The sequence below is a fragment of the Reyranella sp. genome (genome assembly GCF_004296935.1).
Taxonomy (GTDB): domain Bacteria; phylum Pseudomonadota; class Alphaproteobacteria; order Reyranellales; family Reyranellaceae; genus Reyranella.
Genome location: NZ_SCVH01000029.1, coordinates 15430 through 32274, shown reverse-complemented (window position 1 = coordinate 32274; position 16845 = coordinate 15430). Strand labels below are relative to the sequence as shown.

Here is a 16845-nt window from a genome sequence, read left to right as displayed (position 1 = left end):
CCTAAAGTGTACGCGTAGAGACGGGGGACATCGTGGCGAAGGCAAGAAATGGCGTCATTGCGGCGCTCGACATCGGAACCAGCAAGGTCGTCTGCTTCGTGGCGCGAGTCGACGGGCAGGGGCTGCGGGTCGTCGGCATCGGCCACCAGGCCGCCCAGGGCATGCGCTCCGGCAATATCATCGACATGGAGGCCGCTACCCGCGCGATCTCCTCGGCGGTGTCGACGGCCGAGGAGATGTGCGGCGAGCACGTACGCGAGGTGATCGTGGGCGTGAGCGGCGGCTCGGCCGCCTCGCACAACCAGAGCCTCGAGGTCGCGATCGGCCATCACGAGATCGGCGAGCGCGACGTTCGCCGGGTGCAGACCCACATTCATCTGCCGGCCGAGACCGCCGACCGCGACATCATCCATTCCGAGGCAATCGGCTACAGTGTCGACGGCATCCCGGTGCGCGATGCCCGCGGCATGTTCGGCGAGCGCCTGGGCGTCGATGTGCATCTGGTCACGGCGACCAGTGGTGCCATGCGCAACCTTCAGGTCTGCGTGCGGCGCGCCCATCTCGAGATCGCCGAGCGTGTGGTGGCCGCGCACGCCGCCGGCCTCAGTTCGCTGGTGTCCGACGAGCGCGATCTCGGCGTCACGCTGATCGACATGGGTGGCGGCACGACCTCGATCGCCGTCTTCTATGAAGGTCATTTGGTCCATGTCGACTCGATCCCGGTCGGCGGCGAGCATGTCACCCGCGATATCGCTCGCGGGCTTTCGACTCCGCTCGCCCATGCCGAGCGCATGAAGACCCAGATCGGCCGCGCCGTCGCCAAGCCCAACGACGAATACGACATCATCGACGTGCCGCTGATCGGCGAGGAGGATCGCACGCGTCCGAATCACATTCCGCGCTCGATCCTGGTCGGCATCATCCGGCCCCGCGTCGAGGAGACGTTCGAACTGGTCCGCAGCCGCCTCGAGGCCAGCGGTGTGGATAAGTTGGCCGGCGGTCGGGCCGTTCTGGTCGGTGGTGGTTGCCAGCTCGATGGCGTGCCCGAGGTCGCGGCCGCCATTCTCAACAAGAAGGTCCGTACCGGGGCCCCCCTGCGCCTTGCCGGGCTGGCCGATTCGACCGGTGGGCCTGCCTTTTCGGCCGCTGCGGGGCTGCTCTCTTTTGCACTGCACCATCACGCGGCCGCCCAGTCCCAGCCGGCCTCAGCGGAAGCACAGGCAAGCCGGATTGGTCGCATTGGCAGTTGGATTAGAGAGAACTTTTAGGCAATATGTTGTGTGGGATATGGCAATCCCCAACAGGCTGTAGTCAACGATAAGAAAAAGCCCGGTGGCGGTGAAGGGTCTTTACCAAAAAGGGTCCGCGTCGCTACTCCGAGCAGATACCCCCCTCGTTTGCGTGGAGAAAGCCGAATGACAATCAACCTCAGCCTCCCTCAAAAGGAGTCGGAGATTAAGCCGCGTATCACCGTCGTCGGTGTCGGTGGCGCGGGCGGAAACGCCGTCAACAACATGATCAGCGCCGCGTTGGAAGGCGTCGAGTTCATCGTCGCCAATACCGACGCGCAGGCGCTCGGCCAGTCGCTCGCCGACCGGCGGGTGCAGCTCGGCATCACCATCACGCAGGGCCTGGGCGCGGGCGCGCGCCCCGAAGTCGGACGCCAGGCGGCCGAGGAAGCCTTGCCCGAGATCCTCCAGCTTCTCGATGGTGCCAACATGGTGTTCGTCACCGCCGGCATGGGCGGTGGCACCGGCACCGGCGCGGCACCCGTGATCGCCGCTGCGGCGCGCGAGCAGGGCATCCTCACCATCGGTGTCGTGACCAAGCCGTTCCACTTCGAGGGACGGCGCCGCATGCAGTCGGCCGAACAGGGCATCCTGGAACTGGAGAAGGTGGTCGACACGCTGATCGTCATTCCCAACCAGAACCTGTTCAAGATCGCCAACGAGAAGACGACCTTCGCCGACGCCTTCAAGATGGCCGACGACGTGCTGCACATGGGCGTGCGCGGCGTCACCGATCTCATGGTCATGCCCGGCCTCATCAACCTCGACTTCGCCGACATCCGCACCGTGATGGGTGAGATGGGCAAGGCGATGATGGGCACCGGTGAGGCCGAGGGCCCCGACCGCAGCCGTGTCGCCGCCGAGTCGGCGATTTCCAACCCGCTGCTGGAAGACCATTCGATGAAGGGCGCCCAGGGCGTTCTCATCAACATCACCGGCGGCCTCGACATGACCCTGCACGAGGTCGACGAAGCAGCCAACCGCATCCGTGAGGAAGTCGACGCCGACGCCAACATCATCTTCGGCTCGACCTTCGACGCCACGATGCAGGGCCGCATGCGGGTGTCGGTGGTCGCCACCGGGATCGCGGCGATGGCGGCGCAACAGCCGGCGCCGAACTACCTCTCGCTCGACATGAACCGTCCGATGCAGACCGGTCAGCCGGCGCTCAGCCGCCCGGCCACGCCGCCGGTCGGCCGCGTTGCCATGCCGACCGCGGCGACGGCGGCTCCCGCCGCGCCGATGCCTGCGGCACCGATCCCCGCGGCTCCCGTGGCGGCAGCGCCCATGGCACCGCCGCCGGTTGCTGCTGCCGCGCCGCCGGCACCGCCGATGATGGCGCCCGCGCCGATGGCCGCGGTTGCCGAGGCCGCCCCTGCACCGATCGCCGAGGCGCCTATTCCGGCGCAGATCATGGCAGCGCCGCCGGTCGAAGCTCCAGCGGCGCCAATGGCTCCGGCCCCGGCACCCATCGCGGCGCAAGCCCCGGCGCCTGCCGCTCCGATCGCGGCAACAGCTCCGGCGCCCGCACCTGCCGCCCCGCCGGCCCAGCGACCGCTGGTCGACGAGAACGATTGGCGGGTCAGCCGGCCACCGATGAAGGCCGCGGTTCGCGCAGCCGAGCCGACCACGCGGCCGATGGCCGCGCGTCCGGCCGGCGGCGACAGCCGCTCTCCCAACCTCTTCCAGCGCATCACGGGCGCGTTCTCGGCGCCCAAGCCCGCGACCGCCGCGGCTCCCGTTGAGCCGCCGGCAGTTCGTGCGGCGCCGGAAAACGTCGTGGCCGTCGCGCCGAAGCCGGTTGTCCGGGCGGCACCGGTCCAGACCTCCATCAGCCTCGACGTCACCGAGCGGACCAAGCCCGCGCGGGATGACGACGACCTGCAGATTCCCGCGTTCCTGCGTCGGCAAGCCAACTGACGCAAATTTTCGCGTTCTCCACGCATCCTATCGAGGGGCCGTTCGGCCCCTCTTTTTTTGGCTTCCACGTGATATAACCCGGCGGCACTCTGGTTTGACGGATGGGACATGGCGAAAGCGGGCGTAGGCATCACTCGGCATGCGGTTGTGGGACTGGCGCTGGCGTCGATGGCGCTGGGGCTGCCCGGCTGCGGCTCGTCGGACGACGACAAGAACTACGTCGAGAGGCCGGTGGAGCAGCTCTACAACCAGGCGCTCGATCAACTGGGTGCCCAGGAGTACAAGCTGGCCGCCAAGGGATTCGAGGAAGTCGACCGCCAGCATCCCTATTCGGTGTGGGCCACCAAGGCCCAGATCATGGCCGCCTTCACCTACTACCAGTCGAACAAGTACGACGAGGCCATCATCGCGCTGGATCGCTTCATCCAGCTCCATCCGGGGCATCGTGACCTTGCTTACGCCTACTATCTGAAGGCGCTTTGTTACTACGAGCAGATCTCTGACATCGGCCGCGACCAGCGCGTCACCCAGCAGGCGCTCGAAGCGCTGGCGGAGGTCGTCAAGCGCTTCTCCGGCTCGCCGTACGCGCGCGATGCGCGCCTCAAGGTCGAGCTCGCCATCGACCATCTCGCCGGCAAGGAGATGGCCGTCGGTCGATACTATCAGGCGAACCAGCAGTATGTCGGTGCGATCAACCGCTATCGTGTCGTGATCGAACGCTACCAGACCACCACTCATGTGCCGGAGGCGCTCCATCGTCTCGTCGAGAGCTATCTGGCGCTCGGCGTGAAGAACGAAGCCAAGGAAAATGCCGCCGTGCTGGGATTCAATTTCCCGGGCAGCGAGTGGTACCAGGACAGCTACTTCCTGATGACCGGCGAGGGCGAAAGGCCGCCCGACGAGAAGAATCGCTGGTTCTTCGGACTCTTCTGACCGGGCATGCTGGTTTCGCTTTCGATCCGTGACTTCGTCCTGATCGAGAAGCTCGACCTCGGTTTCGCACGTGCCGGCCAGGGCGGCCTGGGCGCACTCACGGGTGAAACCGGCGCCGGCAAATCGATCCTGATCGACGCTCTCGGCCTCGCCCTGGGCGCGCGCGCCGATTCCTCCGCCGTACGGCGCGGCACGGCGCAGGCCTCTGTCGCTGCCTCCTTCGACCTGTCCAAGGGCCATCCCGCGCATGCGATCCTGGCCGAACAGGGCCTCGGCGACGAGGACATCCTGACGCTGCGCCGCATGGTCGGCGCGGACGGCCGGGGACGCGCCTTCGTCAACGACCAGCCGGCGTCGGTCGCGCTGCTGCGCCGGCTCGGCGATACGCTGGTCGAGATCCAGGGGCAGATGGAGCAGCACGGGCTGCTCGATGTCGTCACCCACCGCGCCTCGCTCGACGCCTTCGCCGGGCTGGAAAAGCAGGCGGAAGCCGTCCGCGCGGCGTGGCGAACCTGGCGCGCGGCCGAGCAGGCGCGCGCCGACGCCGAGGCGGCCGCGGAGGCGGCGCGGCGCGACGAGGACTTCCTGCGCCATGCCGTGAAGGAACTCGAGACCCTGGCGCCCAAGGCTGACGATGAGGAGACACTGGCGTCGGAGCGGCAGTTGCTGCGTGCCGGTAGCGCGCTCGGCGAGGCGGTGGCGCAGGCGCTGGCTGAACTGGAGCAGGGCCGAGGCACGATCGCTTCGCTCAGCACGGCGCATCGCCTGATCGAACGCAACGTCGACAAAGCCGCCGGTCACCTCGATGCGCCGTTGGCGGCGCTCGACCGGGCGCTGAGCGAGGCGACCGAGGCACAGGCCCAGCTCGAGGCGGCGCGCGATGCGCTGGAATTCGATCCGGCGCGGCTGGAGAAGATCGAGGAGCGTCTGTTCGGGCTGCGGGCCGTAGCGCGGAAGCACAACGTCGCGGTGCCGGAACTGGCCGCGCTTGCCGGGAAGATGGCGTCCCAGCTTGCTGCGCTCGACTCCGGCGAGGCCAGCCTGAAGAAGCTCGCCGCCGCGGCCAAGGCCGCGCGTGGGGCCTATGTCGCGGCGGCCGAAATGCTGGCGGCGGCACGCCGCAAGGGAGCCAGCCGGCTCGACAAGGCGGTGGCCGGCGAGCTTGGCCCGCTCAAGCTCGAGAAGGCGAAGTTCGTCACCGAACTGGCGCCGCTGCCGGAGGCCGAATGGTCGGAAGCGGGGACCGATCGCGTGCAGTTCACCGTCGCCACCAACCCCGGAACGCCGCCGGCGCCGATCGCCCGGATCGCGTCGGGTGGCGAGCTCTCTCGCTTCCTGCTGGCGCTCAAGGTTTGCCTGGCCAAGGTAGGCGATGCCGCCACCATCGTGTTCGATGAAGTCGACTCCGGCATCGGCGGTGCCACCGCCGCGGCCGTGGGCGAGCGCCTGAAGCGGTTGGCCAGGGACGTGCAGGTGCTGGTGGTGACGCATTCGCCCCAGGTCGCCGCCATCGCCGACCGGCACTGGCTGATCCAGAAGACGACGACGCGGAATTCCGCCAGCACCGACGTGCTGGCGCTCGATTCCAAGGGTCGTCGCGAGGAGATCGCGCGCATGCTGTCGGGCGCCGAGGTGACGGCAGAGGCTCGCGCCGCCGCCGACCGCCTGCTGGCGACCGCGGGCTAGGAGGGGCGATGTCGCGGGCGGCCAAGGTCGTGGCGGCGCTACAGGTCGACGAGATGACCGAGCGTCAGGCGCGAGCTGAGCACAAGCGGCTCGCCGACGAGATCGCGCACCACGACAAGCTCTATCACGAGAAGGACGATCCCGAAATCTCGGACGCCGAATACGATCGGCTGCGCCAGCGCCTGAAGGCGATCGAGGCGCGCTTCCCGCAGCTCGTCGACATGTTCAGCCCGACTCAGAAGGTGGCGCCGACGCCGACCACCGCCTTCGCCAAGGTCCGTCACGCGAAGCCGATGCTGTCGCTCGACAACGCTTTCACCGATGAGGAGCTGCAGGGCTTCCTGGATCGCGTGCGGCGGGGACTGGAGCGCGAGACCGACTTGAAGCCAGACGCCGAGATCGCGCTCTCCTGCGAGGCGAAGATAGACGGGCTCTCGATCAGCCTGCGCTACGAGGACGGCGTGTTTGTCCAGGGCGCCACGCGCGGCGATGGCAGCACCGGCGAGGACGTCACCGCCAATCTCAAGACCATCAAGGACATCCCGCAGAAGCTCAAAGGCAAGGACGTGCCCAAGGCCTTCGACGTGCGCGGGGAAGTCTACATGGAACGCAACGCGTTCATGGAATTGAATGCCCGCCAGGTTGCGGCGGGCGAGAAGGCCTATGTCAATCCGCGCAACACGGCCGCCGGTTCCTTGCGCCAGCTCGATCCGGAGATCACCGCGCGCCGGCCGCTGCGCTTCTTCGCCTATGCCTGGGGTGAGGCCGAGCCACGCGCCTGGAAGACCCATAGCGAGTACCTCAAGCTCCTGAAGGAGTGGGGCTTCAAGATCAATCCGTTAACCAAGCTCTGCCGCACTGCCGACGACGTGCGCGCCTTTTACAGGAAGATCGGCGAGGAACGGCCGTCGCTGCCCTACGACATCGACGGCGTCGTCTACAAGGTCGATCGCATCGACTGGCAGGAGCGGCTGGGCTTCGTGAGCCGTGCGCCGCGCTGGGCCATCGCCCACAAGTTCCCGGCTGAGCAGGCGCGCACGCGATTGAAGGGCATCTTCATCCAGGTTGGCCGGACCGGCGCACTGACCCCGGTGGCGGATCTCGAGCCGATCAATGTCGGCGGCGTCGTCGTGGCGCGCGCCACGCTTCACAACGCCGACGAGATCGAGCGGCTCGACGTGCGCGAAGGCGACATGGTGATCGTTCAGCGCGCCGGCGATGTGATTCCGCAAGTGCTGGGCTTCGTTCCCGAAGAACGCCCGAAGAAGACCGAGAAGTTCCATTTTCCCACCAAGTGTCCCTGTCCACTCAAGACGCCGGTCAAGAGCGAGGAGGGCGGTGTGGTGCGGCGTTGCTCGGGTGGGCTGGAATGCCCGTTCCAGCAGGTCGAGCGGTTGCGCTATTTCGTGTCGCGCAATTGCTTCGATATCGAGGGGCTGGGGGGCACGCATATCGAGAATTTCTTCAACGACGGGCTGCTCAAGATTCCCGGCGATATCTTCCGCCTCCCGGGCAAGAAGGACCTGATCAGGAAGCGCGAGGGCTGGGGCGACTTGTCGGTCAACAACCTCATCAAGGCCATCGAAGACCGCAAGACGATCTCCCTCGATCGCTTCATCAATGCGCTCGGCATCCCGCTGATCGGCGAGGCCACCGCAAAGATCATGGCCCAGGAATACGGCGACGTGGACGACTGGCTGGCCGAGATGCTGAAGGCCGCCAAGGAGCGCAAGAAGGCGCCCGACGACGTGAAGAAGGAAAAAGCGGTGGCCGAGGTGGGCGAGAGCTACGGCCGGCTTTGCAATGTCGAGCAGATTGGCGTCACCACGGCCGATGCGATCGCCGCCTTCTTCAGCGAGGGCCACAACGTCGAGATTATCAGGGATCTGCGCAAGCAACTCACCGTCGAGGCGGTGAAGCGGCGGGCCGTGGCGGCCGATGCGCTGCTCAAGGACAAGATCGTGGTCTTCACCGGTGAACTGAGTTCGATGACCCGCGATGCCGCCAAGGCACGGGCCGAGGAGCTGGGCGCCAAGGTCACCGACTCGGTGTCGAAGAAGACCAGCCTCGTCGTGGTCGGCGAGAACGCCGGCTCCAAGGCACGCAAGGCGGCAGAACTCGGCGTCCAGACGATGACCGAGGAAGAGTGGGTGAAACTGTCCCGCTGAGTATTGGCGGCGGTGCCTCCAGCGCAATTCCGACCGACGCGGCACAGAGGGTGCAAAAGGTCGTCACGTATTGATGATCGGTCTCACAACCTCCGATTTCTTCCTCAGCGCCGGGCACAATGCTAGAGCATCTATTGGTCTACGGAGTGCGCGCGACGGCGCTCAATTGACGTTCCGGCTGGAGTTGTTCGAATGGATTTGGCCCGTTTCCCGCGTCGCAGCTACACCCATGCCCCCACGCCGATAGAGCTGCTGCCGCACTTTACCAAGGCGCTGGCCGCGAGCTGCCCCGGTGGCGTCGGTCCGGAGATCTGGATCAAGCGCGACGACCTGCTGGGCCTCTTTCCCGGCGGCAACAAGACCCGCAAGCTCGAGTTCCTGGCGGCGGATGCGCTGGCACAGGGTGCGGATACGCTGATCACCTGCGGTGCGCCGCAGTCCAATCATTGCCGCATCACCCTCTCTGCCGCGATCAAGGAAGGGCTGAAATGCCGCTTCGTGATCGAGGAGCGCGTCCCTGGCAGCTACAGCAAGGAGGCCGGCGGCAACAATTTCATGTTCGAGCTGATGGGCGTCGAAGCCATCACCGTGGTGCCCGGTGGCTCGGACATGGGTGCGGCCATGTCCAGGGTTGCCCAGGAAGTCGCCTCGCTCGGTCGCAAGGGCTACATCATTCCGGGTGGCGGTTCGAACGCGATCGGCGGGCTGGGCTATGTCGCGTGCGTGCAGGAAATGCAGCAGCAATGGCTGGACATGGGGCTGGCGCTCGATGCGGTCGTGGTTGGCTCGGGCAGTTCGGGGACCCATGGCGGCATGGTGGCGGGCTTCTTCGGCAACAACATCAAGATCCCGCTGATCGGCATCGGTGTCAGCCGCGATCCGGCCGACCAGGAGCCGCTGGTTCACAAGGAGGCGCAGGCGGTGGCCGACCTGCTCGGGATCGGCAAGGTGCCGCGCGAAGCGGTGAAGAGCTTCGGCGGCTACTGGCAGCCGAAGTACTCCGTGCCCAATTCCAAGATGGTGGAAGCCGTTCAGATGCTGGCGCGGACCGAAGGCATCCTGCTCGATCCGGTCTATACTGGAAAGATCATGGCAGGCCTCATGGGACTCGCCCGACAAGGCCACTTCAAGCCCAACGCCAAGGTGCTCTTCATGCACACGGGCGGGCTGCCGTCTCTCCATGTCTATGAAGATGTCGTGCTTGGCCGAACTGTCTTGCCGGATTAGGGCTTATAGCGCGCGGGTCGCCTCGGCGAGCCAGGCGCGCGTTGCCTCGTCGACGTCGGGCCCCACCGCCTCGCGCACGCGCCGGTGATAGTCGTTTAGCCAGGCCCGCTCGGGGCCGGTCAGCAGGCCGGGCTCGATGCAGGCCAGGTCGATCGGCGCCAGGGTCAGCGTCTCGAACTCGTAGTAGCGGCGGTCGGCGCCCTCGATCGTGGCCTCTCGTACGGCGACCAGGTTCTCGATGCGTATGCCGTAGGCGTCGGTCTTGTAGTAGCCCGGCTCGTTGCTGACGATCATGCCGGGCAACAGGGCCACGGTGCTGGCCATCTTGGAGATTCGGTGCGGGCCCTCGTGGACCGAGAGATAGGCGCCGACGCCGTGTCCGGTGCCATGGTCGTAGTCGAGGCCGGCCTGCCAGAGGTGATAGCGCGCCAGCGCGTCGAGCTGCGAGCCGGTGGTGCCGGCCGGGAAGCGCGCGGTCGCCAGCGCAATATGGCCCTTCAGCACGCGCGTGAAGCGGTCGCGCATTTCCGGGCTCGGCGTTCCGATGGCGACCGTCCGCGTGATGTCGGTGGTGCCGTCGCGATACTGCCCGCCGGAGTCGACGAGGTAGAGGCTGCCCGGTTGCAGGGCCCGTTCCGATGCCTCGGAGGCGCGGTAGTGCACGATCGCGCCGTTGGGCCCCGCACCTGAAATGGTGTCGAAGCTGAGATCGCGCAGCTTGCCGGTCTGCAGTCGCTGCGCCTGCAGCCGGTCCGACACTTCGATTTCGCGCAATTTGCCGGCCTTCGATTCGCGCGCCAGCCAGCCCAGGAAGCGGCTGACCGCGGCGCCGTCGCGATGGTGCGCGGCGCGGATGCCGGCGAGCTCCACGGCGTTCTTGCAGGCCTTGGGCAGTGCCACCGGATCGGCCTCGCGTACGAGGGCCGCGCCGGCCTGCTGCAGGCGGGTCGCCGCCCAATGCGGCGCCGTCGAGCTTTCGATCAACACCCGCTTGCCCATCTTGCCCAGCGTGTCGAGCGCGCTGCCCAGTTCCTCGGGCGGCGCCAGGGTGACGGCATTGCCGAGCCACGCCAGCGTTCGGTCGGGAACCTTGCGGCGGTCCATGTAGAGATCGACATGGCCGTCGCCGTGCAGCAGCGCGAAGCCCAGCGCGAACGGCGTGCGCGGGACGTCGCCACCGCGCACGTTCAGCAGCCAGGCGATCGAGTCCGGCGCGGTGACCAGTGCCACGTCGGCACCCTTCGAGGAGACGATTGCGGCGATACGTGTGCGCTTGGCGTCGCTGCTTTCGCCGGCGAACTCGACGGGATGAGGCAGCACGGGCGCCAGCGGCGCCGGCAGCCGGTCGCGCCACACCGCGTCGACGGGGTTGGAGTCCATCGGGACGAACGAGCCGCCGGCACGCTCGCAGGCACGGGCGAAGCGCTCGTGACCATCGACGGTCTGCAGCCAGGGATCGAAGCCCAGCTTGCCGCCCTTGGGCAGGTGCCTGGCGATCCAGGCCTCGGGCGACTCTTCCGGGATCTGATGGGGAACGAAGGCGGCGGTATCGACCTGGGCGCGGACGGCCAAGGTATAGCGGCCGTCGATGAAGATCGCCGCGCGATCGGCCAGCACGATGGCGAGGCCTGCCGAACCGCTGAAGCCGGTGAGCCAGGCGAGGCGCTGCGAGCGGCGCGGGACATACTCGCCTTGATGTTCGTCGGCACGCGGCACCACGAAGCCGTCGATGCCGCGGCGCGCAAGTTCGGCGCGCAACAGCGCCAGGCGCTCCGTCGGCGCCGGCACGGTGTCGAGCCCGTCGTCGGCCCGGGCCAGTTCTGCCCGCCAGGCGGTCAGCGCCTTGGTCAATTCGGGGTCGGAATCGGGGGTGATGAGTTCGACCCATTCCGGGCCGGCCAGTCCTTCGGGGGCGGCGGCCACACCGCGCATCAGGGAATCGAGGGCGGACGGGTCTGCTTCGTGGCCGCGTCGGCGGAGGAGCTGAAGAACGTCGTCAGGGGCTGAACTCATGGTGCGCCGAACCCTACGCGGGGCGCCCAACCGAGGCAAATTGAGCAATATTTGTTCTTTCGCGACTGCGAAATGCTAAATTATTGTGCCTCATGCGCCCAGCGCATGGCAGGAGTTCCGCCTCCAGACTTATCGTTGTAACTCAAGGCTCTATATTTGCTTAGTGCGATGCAGCATCGCGTACCGCGTCGCACCATAGAAGGAGAGTACCATGATGACCCAGCCGATTCAGATGTTTGAAAGTCTGACCAGCGAAACTACGCCGGCGGGGAGGAACGACACAGCGAAGGCCGGCTTTACCCTCGCCGACCGCCGCATGATCGAATTGCGCGCGCGTTATGCCCGCGCCGAATTCGTCGCCAACGCCCTCGGCGACGCCCTGTTGTGGATCGGCCGCCAGTACGGCCGCCTCGTCGCGGGGATCAAGGCAGACCTCAAGCTGCGGGCCGCCGAGGCCCAGCTGTTCCGGATGAGCGACCGCGAACTGGCCGACCTCGGGCTCGCCCGCGGCGACATTCCGTTCGCCGTCCGCGAGGCCGCGGAAGGTATTGCGCCGCAGATCGATGCCGTCACCGGCAGCGTGGTTGCGGCCAACCAGAACCTGCACCGCGCCGCATAAAGACCTTCAGCGTAGCGTAAGCGTACAAAGGGCCGGCGAAAGCCGGCCCTTTTTCGTTGCGGCCTTCCCGCTGTCAGTCACGACGCAGCAGCAGGCTGCGCCACCAGGCACCACCGGTCTCGAGATCGAGGCGTCGTTCGAAGGTGAGGCCTCGGCGTGCATAGGTCGACAGGACGAGGGCAGCCTGCTCGACGAGCAAGCCGCTCAGCAGCACGCGGCCACCGGGGCGCACCGCCGCGGCGAACGACTCCGAAAGGTCGACCAGTGGCCCGGCGAGGATGTTGGCGACGATAAGGTCGTACGGCGCGTGCGTGGTGAGTTCCGGTGCTGCGAGGCCTGACGACACGACGAAGCGGCAGAGATCGCCGACTCCATTCAGGCCAGCATTTTCCTCTGCCACCGCGACCGCCTCGGCGTCGTTGTCGCCACCCAGCACCGGGCGTTGCCAAAGCTTGGCCATGGCGATGGCGAGGATGCCGCTGCCGCAGCCGACATCGACCGCGTTGGCGGTTTCCGACGGGTCGAGCGTCGCCAGCAGTTCCAGGCAGCCGCGCGTGGTCGCATGCGTGCCGGTGCCGAAGGCGAGGCCGGCGTCGATGCGCAGCGGCAGCAGCCCGGCTGGCCGGCCCTCGGCCACATGCGAGGGATGGACCCAGAACGGCCCCACCGCGAAGGGCCGGAATGAGCGCTGGTTCTCCGCTACCCAGTCGATGTCGGGCAACTCTTCCCAAGTCCAGTCCGGTTCGGCGATGCCGAGCGCTTGCGCGGCTGCGGCGATCGCCGCTTCGACCAGGCCCGCGTCGCCGTCGCCGAAAACCTCGATACGCCAAGGTCCATCACGCGAGACCTCGCAACTCGTGATGATGAATCCTTCCTCGCCCAGCTGCTTCTCAAGCAGTGCCTCCCAGGCCGCGCGCTGCGCCGCCGGGGTGACGAAGCCTGCCTTTTTCACGGCACTCATGCCGGCAGGAAGAGCATGCGTTCCGGCGGCAGGGCGACGCCGACCATATCGCCCACGGTGCGCAACTCGCCGCCTGACTGGAAAGGCACCTCGACCAGGATCTCGCTGCCGCCGATCCGCACGCTGTAACGCACGGTGGCACCCAGGAATTCGCGGTGCGTGACCGGGCCGCGCAAGGTGGCCCCGGCGACCGACGACAGGGTGGCGTGCTGCGGCCGGAAGACCAGCCGCTTCCCGGCCGGCACCGAGATGCCGTCGCCGTCGCCCAGGATGTTGGCCGAGCCCAGGAAGCTCGCGACAAAGAGATTGGCCGGGCTCTCGTAGAGCTCCATCGGCGTGCCGACCTGGCGGATGGTGCCGGCGTCCATGACGGCGATGCGATCGCAGATGGTGTTGGCCTCTTCCTGGTCGTGGGTGACGAAGATCGTGGTGAGGCCGAGGCGCTGCTGCAGCGCCCGAAGCTCGCGGCGCACGCTCACCCGCATCTTGGCGTCGAGGTTCGAGAGCGGCTCGTCGAGCAGCAGGACCTTGGGCTCGATGGCGATGGTGCGGGCCACGGCCACGCGCTGCTGCTGGCCGCCCGAGAGCTGGGCCGGACGGCGGCCGGCAAAGGCAGCGAGGCCGACCAGGTCGAGCGCCTCGGCCACGCGGCGGTCGATCTCGGCGCGCGGCAGGCGGCGTTCCTCGAGGCCGAAGGCGACATTCTTGGCCACCGTCATGTGCGGCCACAGCGCATAACTCTGGAACACCATGCCGACATCGCGCTTCCAGGGCGGCAGCGGCGCCACGTCCTGGCCATCGAGCAGCACTTGGCCGGTCTGGGCCTGGGCGAAGCCCGCGATCAACCGCAGCAGGGTGGTCTTGCCGCAGCCTGACGGCCCGAGGAAAGCAAAGAACTCGCCCGGCCGGACCGTGAGGTCGACGTTCTTCAGCACGTGCGTCGCCCCGTACGAGAGGTTGATGCCCGCGATCTCGATGCCCACGGCCTTTGCCGGTTTCGACATGCTCATGCCTGTCATATATCGAGGCCGCGCACGCGTTGCGAGCGGTCGGCGGCGAGTTGAGCCAAGCCCATACAGATCGCAACGATGACCACGGCGATCACGCCCAATGCCGCCCCCGCGCCGCGTCCGGCCGGCGTCTGCATCAGGACATAGAGGCCGTAGGCCAGCGGCGCGTCGGAGTTGGACTGCACCAGCATGAGCACCGCGGAGAGTTCGACCGCGGCAGTGGCGAAGCTGGTGACGAAGCCCGCGAGAAGTCCGCCGGTCATCAGCGGGATCACGACGCGCCGCACCGTGCGTGCCTTGGTAGCGCCGAGATTTTCCGCCGCCTCCTCGAGCGATACCGAGATCTGCTGCAGGGCGGCGTAGGCGGCGCGCAAGGCGTAGGGCAGGCGCCGGATGGCGATCGCCAGCACGATCACGATCCACAGGGTGGCGAGCGGGGTGCCGTCGGGCAATTTCACACCGTAGAAGGCGCGCAGATAACCGATGCCCAGTACGATGCCGGGCACGGCGAGTGCGGTGCTGGCCGCCCAGTCGAGCCATTGCCGGCCGGCCAACTTGGTGCGCAGCACCAGGTATGCGATGGCGCCGCCGATCACGATGTCGATTCCCGCGGCGAGGCTCGAGTAAAGCAGCGTGTTCTTGATGTAGACCGAACTGTCGCCCAGCACGCGGGCGTAGTGGGCGAGGGTGTAACCGTCGGGCAGCGGGCTGAACGACCACACGGTGGCGAACGACAGCAGCAGCAGACCGACGTGCGGCGCAAGCACCAGCGCCAGGATCAGGATCACCACGGCATAGGCCAGGAACGACTCGCGCGGCTTGAGCTTGCGCCGGGCGAGGCCGCCGCCGCCGCGCTGGGTGGTGGCGTAGTCCTTGCCCTTCAGCACCAGCGCCGAGGCCCACATGGTGGCGACGGCAACACCGATCAGCACCACGGAAATGACATAGCCCATCGGATCGTCAATGCCGATCGAGGTGATGCGCAGGTAGGCCTGCGGCGCCAGCATCTCCTTGACGTTGAGAAGCAGCGGCGTCGCCACGTCGTCGAACACTTTCACGAACACCAGGCTGGCGCCGGCGATGTAGCCGGGCAGGGCGAGCGGCAGGGCGATGCGGCGAAACAGCCTGAGCCCGTGCGACCCGAGATTCTGTGCCGCTTCCTCCATGGAGCGGTCGATGTTGCGCAGCGCCGCCGAGAGATTGACCAGGATGAAGGGAAAATAGTGGATGGCCTGCAGGAAGATGACGCCGTTCAGCCCTTCCATGAAGCCGATCTTGAAACCGAACCACTCGTCGAGCAGCAGGTTCACGCTGCCGTTGCGGCCGAACAGGAGCTGCATGGCGACGGCACCGACGAAGGGCGGCATGACCAGGGGCAGGAAGCCCAGGGTCTGCACCAGCATGGCGCCGCGAAACTCGAAACGCGTCGTCAGGTAGGCAAGGGGCAGCGCGAGCGCCGAGGCCCACACCACGGTCATCGCCGACACGTAGACCGAGTTCCAGAACGAGCGCACGAACAGCTCGGTGCGCGCGAAGTCGAGGAAGTTGATCAGCGTCAGCGCGCCGCCGCCCTTCTCGGTGAAGGCGACATAGATCACCGTCGTCACCGGCACGACCAGGAACAGTCCGAGGAAAAGTGCGATCGCCAGGGCCAGGGCGGCCTGGCCGAGCGACCGCGTGCCCGCGAGGGTCCTCAACGGGCGAGCTTCAGCGCCTCGTCGGCCTTGGCCTTGGCGGCGGCGTACTTCTCCTTGGCGAAGGCCGCCCACTGCTGCTCGAGTTCGGCCTGGCGCGCCGACTTCTCCTTGCCGCCACTGAAGGCGGCGCGAATCTCGGGCGAAGCGGCCTGTGCCGCGGTGATGGGCATGACAGCGATCAGGTCTCGGGCCTCCTTGGCGAGGGCGCGGGCCTGGGCGTTGTCCTTCTTGGCCAGCGCCGCGTCGACCTCGTGCAGCGCCTTGGTCGCGGCCTTCAGCGGCTCGAGCTGGAAGGTGATGAGCTGGTCGAACAGCGTGTCGACCGCTGCGCTGCGGCTCTCGGACAGTTCGGCGTTGAAGGTGAGCAGTCCCTGCAGATTCTTGTCCTTGAAGGGATTGGGATAGTCGGCCGGCGCCTTGGCATAGGTCTCGGGCCGGACCGGCAGGCGGCGGATCGTGGGCTCGAGCAGCGCCTCCTGGCCGGTGGGCGAGAGCAGGAACTCGATGAAGGCCTCGGCGCCCGCCTTGTTGGGGGCGTTGGCAACAATGCCGACATTGGCCGGCACCAGCGTTGTCACCGAGGGATAGACGAACTTTACCGGGAAGCCCGCACCCTGGGAGGAGAAGGCGAAGAAGTCGATCACGATGCCGTAGCCGACCTGGCCCGAGTTGACGGCCTCCGGCACGCCGAACGACCGGTCCGTCACCTGCCGCAGGTTGCCCGAGATCTCCTTGGTGGTGCGCCAGCCTTTGTCCCAGCCTTCGCCCTGCAGGATGGTCTCGATGGTGAGATGTGTCGTCCCCGAGCGCGAGGGCGCCGAGATCGAGACATGGTCGAAGTAGGGTGCGGTGGTGAGGTCCTGCCACTCCTTGGGCGTCGGCAGCTTGTTGGCCTTCACGTAGCGCTCGTTCCACATGATGCCGTAGCCCGAGGCGGCGAAGCCGGAATAGAAGCCGTCCTTGTCGTTCACCGGATAGGAGCCGACCTTCTCGGCGATGCCCGCGGCCTTGGGCTTGTAGGGGCTGAGCAGTTTCTTAGCCTTCAGCACCTCGAAGGCGTCGGGCGCCGAGGCCCAGAACAGGTCGACCTGGTTGTTGGCCTTGGTCTCCTCGACGAACTTCACGCCGGCATTGGTGTTGCGGTTCTGCACTTCGAGCGTGGCGCCAGGCACAGCCTTCTCGAAGGCCTTCTTGAGCGGATCGGTCACGTCCTTGGAGAAAGAGGTGACGACCGTCACTTTGCCGGTCTGCGCGAACGCGGCGCCGGCGGCGAGGATGAGGCCGAGGGTGAGGCCCACAGTGAAGGTGGACAGACGGACCAT

At 67.1% G+C, this 16845-nt stretch carries 11 protein-coding genes and 1 pseudogene; 7 read left to right on the top strand and 5 right to left on the bottom strand.

Annotation, left to right across the window (positions count from 1 at the left end; all coding sequences use genetic code 11):
* The first annotated feature begins 32 nt into the window (after nucleotides 1-32).
* The 6 genes from ftsA to EPO55_RS03810 all read left to right on the top strand — a co-directional run bounded on the left by ftsA (nucleotide 33) and on the right by EPO55_RS03810 (nucleotide 9223).
* Nucleotides 33-1268, top strand: coding sequence for a cell division protein FtsA (gene ftsA, locus EPO55_RS03835; protein ID WP_296335106.1), 1236 nt, complete (start codon nucleotides 33-35; stop codon nucleotides 1266-1268).
* 147 nt (nucleotides 1269-1415) lie between these two features.
* Nucleotides 1416-3209: a cell division protein FtsZ gene (gene ftsZ, locus EPO55_RS03830; protein ID WP_296335105.1), complete on the top strand. Its 1794-nt coding sequence runs from the start codon at nucleotides 1416-1418 to the stop codon at nucleotides 3207-3209.
* A 108-nt stretch (nucleotides 3210-3317) separates the two neighbouring features.
* Entirely contained in the window at nucleotides 3318-4142 is an 825-nt protein-coding gene (locus tag EPO55_RS03825) for an outer membrane protein assembly factor BamD (RefSeq protein WP_296335104.1), read from the top strand.
* 6 nt (nucleotides 4143-4148) lie between these two features.
* Entirely contained in the window at nucleotides 4149-5828 is a 1680-nt protein-coding gene (recN, locus tag EPO55_RS03820) for a DNA repair protein RecN (protein WP_296335103.1), read from the top strand.
* An 8-nt stretch (nucleotides 5829-5836) separates the two neighbouring features.
* On the top strand, nucleotides 5837-7996 hold the full coding sequence (gene ligA, locus EPO55_RS03815) for an NAD-dependent DNA ligase LigA (protein WP_296335102.1): 2160 nt from the start codon (nucleotides 5837-5839) through the stop codon (nucleotides 7994-7996).
* Nucleotides 7997-8188: 192 nt separating this feature from the next.
* Nucleotides 8189-9223, top strand: coding sequence for a D-cysteine desulfhydrase (locus EPO55_RS03810; protein ID WP_296335101.1), 1035 nt, complete (start codon nucleotides 8189-8191; stop codon nucleotides 9221-9223).
* Nucleotides 9224-9226: 3 nt separating this feature from the next.
* On the opposite strand, the gene EPO55_RS03805 is transcribed toward EPO55_RS03810, so the two are convergent.
* Nucleotides 9227-11155: an aminopeptidase P family protein gene (locus EPO55_RS03805; RefSeq protein ID WP_296335100.1), complete on the bottom strand. Its 1929-nt coding sequence runs from the start codon at nucleotides 11153-11155 to the stop codon at nucleotides 9227-9229.
* A 538-nt stretch (nucleotides 11156-11693) separates the two neighbouring features.
* Here EPO55_RS03805 and EPO55_RS26120 point away from each other — a divergent pair.
* Nucleotides 11694-11780, top strand: a pseudogene (locus EPO55_RS26120) (DUF1127 domain-containing protein); the annotation flags it as partial.
* Nucleotides 11781-11928: 148 nt separating this feature from the next.
* Here EPO55_RS26120 and EPO55_RS03795 read toward each other — a convergent pair.
* Genes EPO55_RS03795 through EPO55_RS03780 form a run of 4 tightly spaced genes read right to left on the bottom strand, consistent with a single transcriptional unit; the run spans nucleotide 11929 to nucleotide 16845 of the window.
* Entirely contained in the window at nucleotides 11929-12816 is an 888-nt protein-coding gene (locus EPO55_RS03795) for a 50S ribosomal protein L11 methyltransferase (RefSeq protein ID WP_296335098.1), read from the bottom strand.
* Entirely contained in the window at nucleotides 12813-13820 is a 1008-nt protein-coding gene (locus EPO55_RS03790; protein ID WP_296335097.1) for an ABC transporter ATP-binding protein, read from the bottom strand. Before EPO55_RS03790 ends, EPO55_RS03795 begins: the two co-directional genes overlap by 4 nt.
* An 11-nt stretch (nucleotides 13821-13831) precedes the next feature.
* Nucleotides 13832-15523 (bottom strand): iron ABC transporter permease, encoded by a 1692-nt coding sequence (locus EPO55_RS03785; RefSeq protein ID WP_296335095.1) that lies wholly within the window; start codon nucleotides 15521-15523, stop codon nucleotides 13832-13834.
* Entirely contained in the window at nucleotides 15520-16845 is a 1326-nt protein-coding gene (locus EPO55_RS03780; RefSeq protein ID WP_296335094.1) for an extracellular solute-binding protein, read from the bottom strand. The genes EPO55_RS03785 and EPO55_RS03780 overlap by 4 nt, the downstream gene beginning before the upstream one ends.

Excerpts from the sequence above, each read along its gene's own strand:
- EPO55_RS03805 (WP_296335100.1), bottom strand. The coding sequence starts at position 11,155 with ATGCGCGGTGTGGCCGCCGCCCCCGAAGGACTGGCCGGCCCGGAATGG.
- EPO55_RS03790 (WP_296335097.1), bottom strand. The coding sequence starts at position 13,820 with ATGTCGAAACCGGCAAAGGCCGTGGGCATCGAGATCGCGGGCATCAAC.
- ftsZ (WP_296335105.1), top strand. The coding sequence starts at position 1,416 with ATGACAATCAACCTCAGCCTCCCTCAAAAGGAGTCGGAGATTAAGCCG.
- EPO55_RS03810 (WP_296335101.1), top strand. The coding sequence starts at position 8,189 with ATGGATTTGGCCCGTTTCCCGCGTCGCAGCTACACCCATGCCCCCACG.
- EPO55_RS03825 (WP_296335104.1), top strand. The coding sequence starts at position 3,318 with ATGGCGAAAGCGGGCGTAGGCATCACTCGGCATGCGGTTGTGGGACTG.
- EPO55_RS03795 (WP_296335098.1), bottom strand. The coding sequence starts at position 12,816 with ATGAGTGCCGTGAAAAAGGCAGGCTTCGTCACCCCGGCGGCGCAGCGC.
- EPO55_RS03780 (WP_296335094.1), bottom strand. The coding sequence starts at position 16,845 with ATGGTCCGTCTGTCCACCTTCACTGTGGGCCTCACCCTCGGCCTCATC.
- ligA (WP_296335102.1), top strand. The coding sequence starts at position 5,837 with ATGTCGCGGGCGGCCAAGGTCGTGGCGGCGCTACAGGTCGACGAGATG.
- recN (WP_296335103.1), top strand. The coding sequence starts at position 4,149 with ATGCTGGTTTCGCTTTCGATCCGTGACTTCGTCCTGATCGAGAAGCTC.